Annotated in this window: 10 protein-coding genes; all 10 read right to left on the reverse strand. The window is 47.3% G+C overall.

The window, feature by feature from the left end:
• Window positions 1–7: 7 nt before the first annotated feature.
• The 10 genes from AC58QM_RS09950 to AC58QM_RS09995 all read right to left on the reverse strand — a co-directional run bounded on the left by AC58QM_RS09950 (window position 8) and on the right by AC58QM_RS09995 (window position 13,731).
• Window positions 8–850, reverse strand: a complete 843-nt coding sequence (locus tag AC58QM_RS09950) for an SMP-30/gluconolactonase/LRE family protein (RefSeq protein WP_497283472.1) — start codon at window positions 848–850, stop codon at window positions 8–10.
• Window positions 851–877: 27 nt separating this feature from the next.
• Complete coding sequence (locus AC58QM_RS09955; RefSeq protein ID WP_497283474.1) at window positions 878–1,645, reverse strand: IclR family transcriptional regulator; 768 nt, start codon at window positions 1,643–1,645, stop codon at window positions 878–880.
• 101 nt (window positions 1,646–1,746) lie between these two features.
• On the reverse strand, window positions 1,747–2,349 hold the full coding sequence (locus AC58QM_RS09960) for a carbohydrate-binding family 9-like protein (RefSeq protein WP_497283476.1): 603 nt from the start codon (window positions 2,347–2,349) through the stop codon (window positions 1,747–1,749).
• Window positions 2,350–2,365: 16 nt separating this feature from the next.
• Window positions 2,366–2,737, reverse strand: coding sequence for a RidA family protein (locus tag AC58QM_RS09965; protein WP_497283477.1), 372 nt, complete (start codon window positions 2,735–2,737; stop codon window positions 2,366–2,368).
• A gap of 78 nt (window positions 2,738–2,815) precedes the next feature.
• Window positions 2,816–3,919 carry a hypothetical protein gene (locus AC58QM_RS09970; protein WP_497283479.1) on the reverse strand — a complete coding sequence of 368 codons (1,104 nt, stop codon included), beginning with the start codon at window positions 3,917–3,919 and terminating at the stop codon, window positions 2,816–2,818.
• Window positions 3,916–4,662 carry an SDR family NAD(P)-dependent oxidoreductase gene (locus AC58QM_RS09975; RefSeq protein WP_497283481.1) on the reverse strand — a complete coding sequence of 249 codons (747 nt, stop codon included), beginning with the start codon at window positions 4,660–4,662 and terminating at the stop codon, window positions 3,916–3,918. The genes AC58QM_RS09970 and AC58QM_RS09975 overlap by 4 nt, the downstream gene beginning before the upstream one ends.
• Window positions 4,663–4,714: 52 nt before the next feature.
• Window positions 4,715–5,557 (reverse strand): carbohydrate ABC transporter permease, encoded by an 843-nt coding sequence (locus AC58QM_RS09980; RefSeq protein WP_497283482.1) that lies wholly within the window; start codon window positions 5,555–5,557, stop codon window positions 4,715–4,717.
• Window positions 5,550–6,392 carry a carbohydrate ABC transporter permease gene (locus tag AC58QM_RS09985; RefSeq protein WP_497283484.1) on the reverse strand — a complete coding sequence of 281 codons (843 nt, stop codon included), beginning with the start codon at window positions 6,390–6,392 and terminating at the stop codon, window positions 5,550–5,552. Before AC58QM_RS09985 ends, AC58QM_RS09980 begins: the two co-directional genes overlap by 8 nt.
• A gap of 105 nt (window positions 6,393–6,497) precedes the next feature.
• The gene (locus AC58QM_RS09990; RefSeq protein WP_497283486.1) at window positions 6,498–7,829 is read right to left on the reverse strand and encodes an ABC transporter substrate-binding protein; all 1,332 of its coding nucleotides are present in this window, start codon (window positions 7,827–7,829) and stop codon (window positions 6,498–6,500) included.
• A 226-nt stretch (window positions 7,830–8,055) separates the two neighbouring features.
• Window positions 8,056–13,731: an InlB B-repeat-containing protein gene (locus AC58QM_RS09995; RefSeq protein ID WP_497283488.1), complete on the reverse strand. Its 5,676-nt coding sequence runs from the start codon at window positions 13,729–13,731 to the stop codon at window positions 8,056–8,058.
• Between the last annotated feature and the right edge of the window lie 170 nt (window positions 13,732–13,901).

Genomic DNA, 13,901 nt, shown 5'->3' on the forward strand with positions numbered 1-13,901 from the left:
AGTTAGCTCAAGTCTCTTGAAGTAACTGCCAGCACCTACCGGGAAGGTCCGCTTGGAATAGTTGGATATTGCCAGTATCCGCTACTGTCACGTAACAACTGCGACCATCGGGTCCCCCGAACGTCAAGTTGGTACAGTCTTTACCTAACAATGGAACTTCGACAAGGATCTCACCGCTTGGTGAAATTTTGGCAATCGTGCCTTTGCCATGGCGGGTTACATAGAGGTTGCCGGCGATGTCACACCGCATCCCATCTAATCCGAAATCAGGAAATTCAATAAGGAGTCGTTTATGGCTGATTTGGAAATTCGCTGATAGGTCGTAGGCCCAGATTCGGCGTTGCCTTGTTTCGTTGACATACAACGTCTTCTCATCTGGACTGACTTCGATCCCGTTGGTCGTTCCCATGTTGGCTTCCAGTAGAACTGCCTGCCCATATCCGTCCACGCGCCAGATTTGCCCCGTGGAGTCCTTCCAATTCGGATCGCTTGCAAAAATAACGCCGCTGGAAGTAATCGCCAAATCATTCGGTTGATTCATCGTCGGTTCATGCACATAGACCGAGATTTGGCGCGTCGCGATATCGACCTTGAGAATGTTATGGCCGGTATGATCAGCAATGAATAATTCGCCATGCCGATTCGTACGCATCCCGCAGCCCGTGCTTCCTTCTGCCAATTCAAGAAAGATGGCACATTCGGCTGCAGGCGTTACCTTACCAACCGTATGTCTACGGGCAAAATTCACAGCGTACAAATTACCTTCCCGATCGCAGGCAGGTCCTTCAATACTCTTCGTGAAACCAAAGGGTTCTGTAAAAGACCGACTCCTAAAATTCGAATCACTCATTTAGCGAAGCTTCCCTTCCATCCGAATTTATCTATACACTTTGCGACCAAGTTCTTCACAAGCCCGCTTAATCCATACATGGACTTTATCCCAGATCTCATCCGTAATGCGCACCTCAGGAACAGATATACTTATGGAAGCTACAGTTTGGTTAGCAGCATCAAGTACAGCCCCTGCGACACAATGTACGCCTAGCACTGTTTCACCCAAGTTGTAACCAACACCTTGCGATCTTACTTTTTCTAATTCAAGTTTTAGCTCCTTTAAGGAGGAGATCGTTTTACTTGTCACTTGTTCCAGCTTTTCTTCTGGATAAAGCGCATGCAATTCTACTTCTGAATAGTCAGCAAGCAAAATTTTACCAGATGCTGTTGCATGTAAAGGAAATACATCGCTTTGATTAGGCGTAAAGCGCAATGCCTGACTGCTTATTTTCTCCCCAAGATACAGCAGCTGGTTGCCGCTTCTCACGGATAAACTAACCGTTTCATTCAAATCCTCCGTGATCTTATCGGCAATCTGATAGAACTCGCCAGTCAAACTTGTATTCTGGATGTAGCGATTACGAATGGTAAATAATTTATAGCCAATCCGGAATTGCTTGCCTGACTTATCGACTTCTAGGTACCCGCGGTTCAACATGTTTTGTAAAATGAGATAGGTGCTGCTCGGAGGCATCTCTAATTTTTTAGCAATTTCCGATAAATTATAGGAATCGGTCCCTCCCGTAAATAACTCAAATATGTCCAACACTCGATCTGCTGATTTGACTTTATGCGCTTGATTTTTTTCCAATTCATAAATCCCCCTTTGAAATCGTTTCATCTATATGAAAGCGTTATATTCATTGTAGTGTAACCCACTGCTTATGTCTATTGTCATAAAAGGAAATTATTTCAATTAAAAACAAGCGTGCCAAATTTCGCTGGCACATGGAAATTCCTTCGTTCCCCCGTTGGCGACCAGGCCCAATAATGGCGCTGGCCCGTGGAATCTTCGTCAATACGGTAAAGATTGATTCTCCATTTCATGCCCGGAGCAGGCGGGGGGTCGAAGGAAGCGATAGGAAGTGCCATGTCGTACAGGGCCTTCCCCTCCTCTGGCCACGTTACCTGCGTCAGCAATCCGTCCAGGTTCCAGCTGGCATCGACCTTCTGTTTCTGCCCATCTTCTTTATCAATGAGCGCATCGAATACGACATTGCGGGGACTAAGCTCAAATTCTTTGTAGAACCTGCCCGCCCCGCTTTCATCGATGAAGATTTCAACGACATCTTGCTTATATATAGGATCATCCCGATTCTCATAGGTGGCAACGATATGATCGTCGGCACATTCGAAGCGCACATGGAGATAGCTATCCGTGCGGCAGATTTTCACGGTTGTGTGTAAACGCGCTTGTTCTCCGGTAACGGTATCCACGAGCGGTATACTCCCTATTTCCTCCCAGCACACTTCGGGGCCACTCTGATAGATGCAAGTGTATACGTACGCTTCCATATGCTCCTTCTCTCCCTTAGTTCCGCCTCTGAGCAATAACATCAATTTCAACGAGAAGATCGTAATTCAAATCACAATAAACAGCAGTGCGGCTAGGAAACGGGCTTGTGAAGAAACGTCTGTAAATGTCATTGAATTCTTCATACAGCTTTCTATCGCTTAAATAAATATTACATTTCACCACATCGTCAAAAGTAAGTCCAGCAGCGGCGAGAATCTGACTAATATTCGCCATCGTTTGAACGGTTTGTGATTCCAAATCCCTGCCAACAACAGCACCTGTCAGCGGATCAAGACCACCTTGCCCCGATACGAATACCAATGAATCCGTTTGAATAGCTGCCGAGATCGGTTTGCTGCTGCTTGAACTCATTACTTCAGATCGCATATATAGACCTCCATGATTGGATTAGAATTAGCTGCCCAGTGTTGACACTCTCATACTAGTTCATTCTTTTAATTACTATTATTCAACTTTATTCTTTGGATCATAGACAACGCTCCATGCGTCTAAGGACAACGGACTCTTGAGATACAAGGATTCCATTGCTGTATTGATGAGGTACGTTGTCAGCAGGTTTCTTTCAATTGGGCACGGGGGCGTACCATAAAGGACCATCTCTTCAATCAGTTCAGTCAATTTAGTGAAATGACTATAGGGCCGCTCTCGCCCTGTATTGCAGTATGCAGCGATACTAGTCTCTGCCTGATCTTGAACAGCAAAGCTCCATCTTGTAGCAAATTTATGAAGCTGCGCCACATATCCCTTCGTGCCATCTTTGTAGGTGACAACAAACAGCGCAGGATCTGGGCATTCGTTGCGTGGATGTCTGCCAGATAGCTCTGGCTCGAGTGCGAGCGCTTGCATCATCAGCGCCTCCGGCCATTCAGCCCGGTCCATAGCTTGCCACATCTCATCGCCAGCTAAGCTATGAACAGAAGCAACACCCGTCTCGGCACCATGTCGATGCTCCGCCAGTACCTGCAGTACTTCCATGCCATGAAATCCGTAGGATTCGTGTCCCCCATGACTGACGACAAAGAAAGTACGGCCTCCCTGCAGAAAGGAGCGATCGAAGTGCGGTACATAATCTGTATAGGGTATGGAGGATCCCGCCATACATGGAATGCCCCGTGTTTTCACTTCTTCATACATCCAACGCGCATCCTCATTATCGTAAGAGAAATGCTTATCAAGGAAGATAGGTACACGAATGCCATGGCGATCCATGGCAGCCAACGTTTCTCTCATAAAACGCAGCCTTGGATACAAATGCTGTTGTTTCTCATTCCATGGGTAATCCCCATGTTCCCCGATGATGACAACACCATCAATTCCCCGTTCAGGAGCACCATAGGCAACAGCCTCCTCAATCGTAGCGCAGATGGATACACCATGTTTGGCGGACAGCTCGCCACTCAAGTCTTTATCCGTTACTTGCTCAACATACATAGCGACTACCTCGACTTGCGGTTCATAGCCTAGCTCGCCTAGCAGTCTGCTCACAATCACATCTGCGTGCGAGTTGAGTTTGTACTGTGTAATGATCGCTGCGACTCGTTTCTTCATATCCGAATCCCTCCGTCAATCGTATACAGCGATCCCGTTATATACGAAGCAGCATCGGACAGCAGGAACGAAGCAAGCTCGCAAATCTCGTCCGGAGTTCCGCTGCGTCCAAGCCAGGTACTCTTTCGCAGCTCTTCTGCTTTCTCCGGCGACACGGGCTTCGGCTCTTTCACATCCCCCGGTATAATCACGTTAGCTCGTATACCGTGAACGGCATTCTCGGCAGCGATCACCTGTGTCAAGAAATTAATCCCGGCCTTTGACGAGCCGTAAGCCCCTTCTCCTGCCCTCGGTTGTACGCCAAGAACAGAAGAAGTATTCACGATGGACCCGCCTCCGGAGTCCTTCATTAGTAGAATCGCATGCTTGCTTATGAGAAATGTCGAAGTGAGCGTGCCTTGAATCACTTGATTCCAGTCCTCCAACGTATACTCCGCAACCAGCTTTCGATTCTGTGTATAGCTATTATGGAAGGACCCATCCAAGCGACCAAACTGCTCGCGGATTTGGTGGAACATGCCGGCGACCTGATCGCCATTGCTCGCATCGGCCTGCACGAAAACCAGGCGATCTGGGCCATACTGCGCTTGAAGCTCAGTCATCCGAGAAGATGTCTCCGCAGCTACCCAGTCATTCGCGATGACTTTGGCTCCTCTGGCCAGAAACATCCGTACCGAGGCGAAGCCAATTTTGCCAAGCGCACCGGTCACTACAATGACCTTATCCTGAAGCGGTAAATTCATTCAACTACCTCCTGCTTTCCACAATAAGGGGCACTTCTAGCCCCCTTCCCGCTTACCCCTTCAAACCGGACGATGCCATCCCCTGAATAAATTGCTTCTGGGCAAACAGGAACAAGACGATAACCGGGATGGTGATAAGGAACGCAGCAGCCATCACGATTGGCATTTCATTCGGTTGATCATTTACTGCCTTAAGGAACAAGAGACCGAGCGGCAGTGTGAACATTTTGTTGTCCGTTAAATACAAAAGTGGTCCCATCGTATTACTCCATGCACCGATGAAGGTGAACACAGCGAGCGCCGAAAGCGCAGGTTTGGACAACGGGATATAAATGCGCCAGAGCACTCCCCAAGGGGTGTAACCATCGATAAGTGCTGCTTCAAAAAGCTCTCTAGGCAATGTTTTATAAAATTGATGCATGAGAAAAATTCCAAATGCCCCACCCAGGAAGGCTGGCACAATTAACGGATAGAACGTGTCGAGAGCATTCAAGTTTTTCCAAATGAAATACTGCGGAACCATCGTCACCTGACCAGGCAAGATCAACGTCGACACCATAGCCAAGTAGATCCATTTTTTTAATTTAAATTCAAACATAGCAAGCCCAAATGCGATCACGGCACATGAAATCATCGTTCCGGCCACATCGAGAACTGTTACAAATGTACTGTTCATGGTATACCTGGCAAAATGCACATTTTGGCTGTTCCATGCTGCAGCATAATGTTGCCACGTCATGGGATCAGGAAACCACTGCGGCGGCAACTGCAGTACTTTCGCTCCTGTTTTGATCGAGGTTATGACCATCCAATAGAAGGGAATGAACATGCATAAACCACCTATGATTAAAAACGAATAAAGCAAAGTTGCGCTTAATTTGGATTCTTTAGTCATAGTGCACCCACCTCTTCTCCATCTTGCGTTGGAAGATGGTAATGATCAAAATCACAATGAATAGCAGCCAGGCCATTGCGGAAGCAGGTCCCATTTTGAATAAAATAAAAGCATCGCGGTAAATCATAATGTTCACGGTCAGCAATTGGTCCCTGACTCCGCCAGGTGCACCGACCAATGTAAGGAAGGAATCGAAAGCATGAAATGCAGAAATCGTTGAAAGGATAAGTACCATATAGGCCATCGGCGAGACGAGTGGAACGATAATGCGTATGAACACTTGCCATTTCGAGGCACCATCTAAATCTGCAGCTTCATACAACTCCTTCGAAATATTTTGCATACCTGCCAGCAGGAGAACCATGGAGCTCCCCATACCCTTCCAAACATTCGCTATGGCTACACATCCAATGACAACCCACCAATTCGGGTTATCCAGATATTTGTAAGGGCCCAGGTTCACGTAACCGAGCAGCAAATTGACGACACCAAAGTTAGAATTTAGAATCCATGACCAGACCATACCTGCTGCGATCCAAGGCGTAATGACGGGTAAAAAGAAAATGACCCGAAAGAATCCTTTTAAGCGAATCGACTGGTTTAATACATACGCCGCAACGAACGCGATCCCCGTTTTCAATGGCACAAAGATCACTGCAAAAAAGAAAATATTGCGAAACGAATAGTACATTTGCTTCTCATGAAAAATCGACTTCCAGTTTTGAAGACCTACCCACTGTGGAGCATTGAACATGTCCCATTTCGTAAAGGTTAGATACAAGGAGAAAATAAAAGGATACGCTTGGAAAATGAGAAAACCGATGACAAATGGCAACGTGAGTATATATCCCCAATAATTGTACCTTTGTATGACGCAACACTCCTTAACTTCATAAATATAGAAGGAGGCGTTAACCTCCTCCTAAACTTGGCAATCTGGCTACTTGTTGTTATTAATAACCGTATTTAACTTATCATTCGCTTCTTTCAAGCCTACTTCTACGGTTTTGGTTCCTTTGAACATTTCAATAAAGACCGGTTGAACCGTCGTCTTCATTTCATTCCAGAACGGTGTTTCATCTGTGGTCATACCTGCTTGAGCAACGCCCTCGGTGAATGCTTTTTTGTTTTTCGGATTCGTGTTCAGATCCAGCTTGCTGTTAGCCGAAGTCTTAACTGGAAGCGAAGCACCACTTGCTGCCAAATATCCTTGCGCTTCATCACCTAAGAAATATTTCAAGAACTCCCACGCTGCATCCTTCTGTTCCTTCTTCGCTTTAGAGAAGATAACCCACGAATTCGCAACCAACGGAACCACTCGTTTGCCGTCTAAACCTTTAGGGACCATCACTGTGTCGTAGTCGAGATTCGGATAATCTTTCTTGTATGTAAGCTGTCCGCTATATTGCATAATCATCATACCGATTTTGTTCTCACCGAACATTTGAGCGATTTTTCCGTTCTTTTCCAAAACGTCGAACGTTGGTGCAATCCCGCTCTTCATTGCATTTTGCCATGCCGTTATCCCTTGCACGGTTTTCGGATCTAAGAGCATGGACTTCGTTTTGGTCTCATCCAACCAGCCGCCTCCATAAATCTTCGACCATAGGAAGAAACCTTGTGTCATATTATTTTCGACGGACATGCCGTAAATATCTGTTTTACCGTCGCCATTCGTGTCTTTTGTCAACTTCTTAGCTGTATCCAACATATCCTGGTAAGTCCAATTTTCTGTTGGCTCAGCAACGCCTGCCTCTTTGAAAATCTTCTTGTTATACGCTAGCGCGACTGGATTAATGCCGTGCGGTATGCCCCACATCTTTCCATCCGATCCTTTGGCTGCATTCAGCATGCTAACATAATCGCTTTCTTTGATATCGCGTTTCACATAGGGCGCAAGATCCTCTGCTACCCCCCGCTTCCCGTAACCAAGGACGATCGCATTTTCTTGGAACCAGATATCTGGCGCATTGTTGCCGGCAATTTGTGCTGTAATTTTCGTAGCAAATTCAGCCCATGGCGCATCTTGAATCTCCAACTTAATATAAGGGAATTTCTTTTGAAAACCTTCGATAATCTCTTTCTTAGTAACGTCGTAACTTCCCGGCAAACCTAACTTCAGTGTTACTTCTTTCGGTGGCGCAGCAGCTGTAGCCGCTGCAGGTGCAGGTGCACTGCTCGTCGTTGCCGTTGATTCTGTTTGACCGTTACCACAAGCTGCAAGCGTTACTACCATCATACTGCTTAATACAACCAGACTCGTCTTTTTCAAAATAAAACCCTCCCATTTATGTGTACTTGATATGTAGAACACTTAGTTGGAATCGCTTTCTCTGTGATTTAATTATATCCCGACTAGATATTCACGTCAATGAAATCTTTTCACGTTTGTGAATTTCAACAAGAGTTAGTTAAAAAAATAGGGCTCCTGACAAAATCAGAAGCCACATTTTTACAGCGTAAAGATCTGACTTCTTGCAATTGAGAGCTACGACTTTCTATTGAGTTGACACAGCTGCAAACGGATCTGTCCCATCGAGTAGAAACTCCACATTGATTGTCTGACCGTTGTACACATAGCTCATCTTCGCCAGCTGATTGGTTTTCAGCAACGGAATCACAGTGCCTGCTTGAGCGGGGTTAATAATCCAGTTGTTGGACTGCAATCTAACGGTTGATACACCTTGAGGAACGGTAACCGTGTAGAAGTAGCTGCTAATATCAACCTTGCTGCCCGCTGAAACACCGCCTAGGATGATTTTATGAAAACCAGTATGAATGATCTGCAATTCATAAGCACTTTGATTCGCAAATACGTTAAAAGTCGCCGTGTCTCCGTTATGATACGCCAACGTCTGATATACCCAATCTGACTGCACAATCGAGAGTTTGCTTTCTCCGTTAATGCCGTTAACCGTAATCGTTTCAACAGGCACATTGAATACATTCGCCTGATTTTCATACAAGGTCACACCCGGGAACGTATACGACATACCACCCTTGCGAACGCGCACCGTATACTTGCCTGTCGTCAGGCTGCCATTTTCAAAAGGAATGACAGCGCCGTCACTATAGGTACCCGCATTCATCCATGAGGTCTTGTAGTACTCAACCATGACATTCTCAATGCCTGGGAAGTTGACGACAAGACTCGTTGAAATAGGCTTCTCAAAGGATACAGCCGCACCTGGCGCCACGAGGTCAACCCCCGTCTTCGTGATAGGCGTGGCGTTCGGATAGCCAAACACAACTCCACCATCCGTAAGCGTTGTAATCACAGACATGTTCGTCGGGGTTGTAGTTAGGTTGGATACCACGCCTACGGATGCCGGGAATGGAGCAACGTTCAGCGGTGAAGGTAATTCCGCTGTTACCGCACCTTGCGCCCCCGTCGTAGACGAGAATGCAACTGTATTCCCTAGGTCGGCACTTACGTTTCTCAGCTTACCTTTTGGCAATGCCACAAAGACATTACCCGTCAGAGCTGCACCTGAGCCTGCACCGATGTTGGCAGCGGAGGCAGCTTTCGCAATCGCTGTGACTTGCGTATTTTCGCCGTAAATCAGAATGTTGCCGCTTGCGCCGTTTTCACCACCGCCAATACCTGCACCAATAGCGGTCGTCACGCCGCCACCTGTAGCGGTAATCGTTCCGCCACTGATCATGATATTGCCGCCTGCGCCATTCTTACCGCCGCCGATACCTGCTGCTGCATTGGCGGAATTGCCGCCGCCTACAGCATTGATCGTTCCGCCGGTAATGGTGATGTTACCGCCTGCGTTTCCTGTGCTGCCGCCAATACCGGCGCCCGCAGAGCCACCGCCCGTGGCCGTAATCGCGCCACCGCCAATGGTGATATTGCCGCTTGCGCCACCGATGCCGGCACCAGAGGAACCACCGCTGGCCGTAATCGTCCCGCCGGTGATGGTGATGTTGCCGCCCGTGCCGAGGGCACCGTCGCCGATGCCTGCGGCTGCGTTCGCACCTGTGGCCGTCACGGTGCCACCGCTAATGGTAATGTTGCCGCTTGCGCCGCCATTACCACCGCCAATGCCTGCGGAGCTGCTGCCGCCCTTGGCAAGTGCAATCGTTCCGCCGGTGACCGCAATGTCACCGCCTGCGCCGCCTCGGCCGCCGCCGATGCCTGCGGCGTGCCCGCCGGCTGTCGCCGTAATCTTGCCGCCGGCGATGGTGATGGAGCCGGCGGCGCTGCCTTTGCCTCCGCCGATGCCGGCACCCTCGATGGCGCCAGTAACAGCAAGCGTCTGGCTTGCATCCGCTGCCTGGATCGTCAAGGCGCTGCCAACGGGCACGCCTATTCCTGCGCCATTACCGACGATGAGTGTCGAGTGTACCGTCGTGATGGCGTTTGTGCCCGCAAGCGTAAGCGTATTGCTGCCTGACGCAAAGTACAGAGCTGATTTCGCTTGCGCGTCTGCTGATTTCATTTTTACATTATTAATCGCCAATGCGTTATTGCCTTCGCCAACTACAGCCACGCCAACAAATTCCACATTCGGATTACCTTTAATCGTAAGCGACTTGTTCAACGGTATGTGTATAGTTACATTGCCCGTTGGTGCAGTCGTAAAACTCGATAAGTCGAGCATACCTGCAAATGCCGGATTGTTCAGAACCGCATCGACGCCAGCTTGATCCCATGTTTGAGGTATCGCTGTATCTAGCGCCGTCCATTTGGCGTAGAGTGTGATGCTCTGTGTAATCACATCCGTCGCAAAGTTAAACGCGTTCTGCAACGCTCCATCCGTATACCAACCTTCAAACGCATAACCGTTTCTAGTCGGATCTGCCGGTTTGGCAATCGTAGCCCCGCTAGCCACATTGGAAATGGCCGCAACAGCTGATCCGCCATTGGTATTAAACGCGACGGTAAAGTTTTGAATGATCGGCTGCCATTTCGCGTAAAGAACGGTATCCGCCTCAACAGCTTTGCTAAAATCAAACTTGTTCGCATACGTTTCGTCGTACCAACCGACAAACGTATAATTAGCTCTCGTCGGCGTCGGAGGCGTCACGGTTTCACCCAGCGACGTACCGTTTGCATGAACAGTCATCGTTGCATCCGATGTTACACCGTCGTTGTATTTATAAGTAAGACTATAATTCGTATCATAGTTACCTTCTGTGACATAAACCGAAATCGGAAGTGAAAGCCCACCGTCCAACTTCACGAGGAAAGCGCCTTTACCTTTTGCCGGCTGCCCCGTCAATACATTCGCCTTGGTATTCCCAAGATCAACAAGACCTTTTGTAATCGTTGTTCCGAATTGCTCGCCTAAGAAGTTTTTGCCGATTTTCTTCGGGTAACCTGTTACTGTAAGTACCAAATCCACACCTTGCGTAATCGTGCCTTGCGTATTCCCTTGGGCATTGGTCACTGTAAACCAATCATAGTCACTGTTTTTGCGCAAATCATACTTCGTTCCAGTCGGAATACCGGCGGTTTTAATAACAACCTGCTGCGTGGTATTCCCCGTCAAGTTAAGCTGATACTTACTGTCCGCTGATCTTAAAGCTGTCGGTCTAATCGGAACGATGACATCCTTGCCGCTTTCAATAGCTCCGATATCAGGTGCTGCACCAGCGTAATCGGCTGCGGTAACAAAGTTATTGATCGTTGTCCCCTTATCAAAACCAAGGCTTCCACTGGTTTGACTCAAGTCACCTTCCGCTCTATTGGTGAAAGTCGCCTTTTTGCTAGAATCCGGATTGATCGCCGTTACAGGTGTTCCGATTTTGCTACCCGTTACCCCATTAGGCTCTACAATCGGCGGAGGTCCACCGGTCGTACTTAAAGCATTCGTGGTTACCCCAGATCCATTAAACAAATCGTAATCGTAGCTAGCACCGGGATAATTGTACATGTGCTTAATCGTTATAATGACTTGGCCATTCGCCAAAGGACTATCTAAGGATTCGATAATATTATTCCGATAGTACGGTCTGTAAATTTGACTGTCTTTCCGGGTTATATGATTAGCCGCACTAAGAATGGTATTGTTAAACAGATAGTTAACGCCCATTCCCATACTCGATTCTTTTGCAGCTGCTCCGTGCTTGAGTGCCCCTTGAATCAATCCAAATTCGTCGCCCAAGTTTAATAGAACGTTTCTATATAAATAAATGGGACCTACATAATTCGTATCCAGACCTACGCCAAAGGCAACCCCTTCTATTTTATTGTTGTAAAATCTTACGTTCATATCCGAACCTTCTAGTTCGACGCTATCATCTTGGGTATAGGCAAAATAATTGCCATACACGTCGGAATCTTTCCCAACGCCGCCGTCTACTTCACCATTCCCCCAAGTTTCAATGCCATCGTTAAAACGGTGATCATCGCTTCCGACAATGTCGTTGTAACGAATAACAACACCTTGTCCGCCTCTGGCATACATGCCACTTACACCTTGCGGATGTTTTTCGTCCCACTCAGGGTACCACGATCTACCGCCGCCACCGTTCCATGCATTGGTTTTGGTTCTTGCATCATGAATATAGTTCTTTTCAATGACAAGATGACTTGCGTCGCTGATAAAAATACCAGAATCATTGTTAATCGGCGTAGCATTAGCCGAGTAACTTTGACCCGTACGCAAATCAACAGCCAAGTTGGGATCAGCATTAGCGACGATCGTTTGCTTCGCTAAGTATTGTGCTGCTTCTCTTCCAAAATGGGAAATATCGCTATTCACAATGCGAATGTGGTGACTTGAACTGAGAACGGATATCGCACTTCGCTTACCGCCACGAATGATTAAGTTTTCCAAGATCACATATTCGGACTGCGCGATCGATACCGCTTCCCAGAACTCATCCGTTACTTCGATAACCGTACTTCCATCTCCAATGATTCGGATATAGCCATTTTCTGTCCCTCTTAACCCTTGAACAGACAGCGGTTTGCCGGGCTCATAAATGGATGCAATCGGGATATCCCTAGCAATCGGCACATCTTCTCTCCATGTTCTGATTTGCTCGGTGTAGGTAGAATTATCTTTAAGCACCTTAACTTTCACTTCATAATCCGTATTAGGTTCAAGACCGACGATAGAACCCCTGAACTGCTTGTTGACCGAATCCCATGCCAGTGAAAGGCCATCTTTCCAAGTTGCCTCTCCTACTTTCCGGAATTGCACCTCATTAGCTGGATCCGAGGCAACCTGTATGGTGGTAACAGGCGATGTCGGAAGCTTATAAGCAATCGTATCTCCAGGTGACGTATAACCGTCATAGTTCAGATACACACTTACATTGTTGAATGTCGTTCTTAAAAGCAAATCGTTCCCTGTATTGGGGATGCTGGAACCACTTTGCGCTGCGCTTGTGGAAATCGTCGTTTTGAATTCCTTATCGGGCCTGCCATCGGAGTAATGAATTCTCACTCTGATAATGTCGTTACTGCCTCCGCCGGATAAATAACTGAGGCCTCCTTCAAAAGCTCCCGTTGCCGCATTGTAACCGGGCTTAGGCGCGATCAACCAAGCGTTGCCGGTATTTCTCGGTTGAGCGATTACATAGTTGGCCGGGTCCGCTGACTTCCGCCATACCGTTACTTCGGCGTTCGGATCGTCGCTCGGAATACTGTAGTAGCCGTCTCTGGACTTGCCTACAGCTGTGATATCAACGCCCGGTACAGCTACTGGCAGAGCAGCTTCAGCAGTAAGATGTCGATTCTCATCGTATAGCACTTTGGCCGTATTGCTGGAGGCATCCCACGTATATGTAGCTTCAAATGCATACATCAGTGTATCCAGTGGGATAAAACTGCGAATTCCCTCTTTAAAAGGCATCTCCGTCGTAACCGTAGAGCCGTTCTTTAAAGCAACTTCGTTGCTTCCGTATGTAGCTTTCATATCGTAATAATCATTTTTTAACGTGAAGGATTTGCCGTCGATCGACTCATAAAACACCGCATATAAGTAGTGAGCGATCTCCTCGGCAGACACCCAGATTTTACCGTCCATAAACTTAGGTGTTACGTCCGATTTTACGTTCTTGCCGTTTACCGTAATCTGTATTGGCGAAGCTGGATCTTGAATCTGGACAGGTTGATGCGCATAGGCAGCAAATGCTGAGTTAGGAAGAACAAGTGACATGATGACTGCAACAAGTACTAGAAATCTCATAATGGGTTTCATTTTGTTTGCCATGCTAATAAAATCCTCCTATTTTGGATTTGCTATTGATAAGTCGTAGAGAATCCCCTATATCCCCCCTCGTATGTTCATGTCCTACCCTTTTTTCACATACTGGAAACGTTTTCAATCTCAACTTAACTATAGAACGCCTCAATATTCATGTCAATGAAATATTTTTACAA

This window comes from Paenibacillus sp. J22P165 (assembly GCF_059692015.1).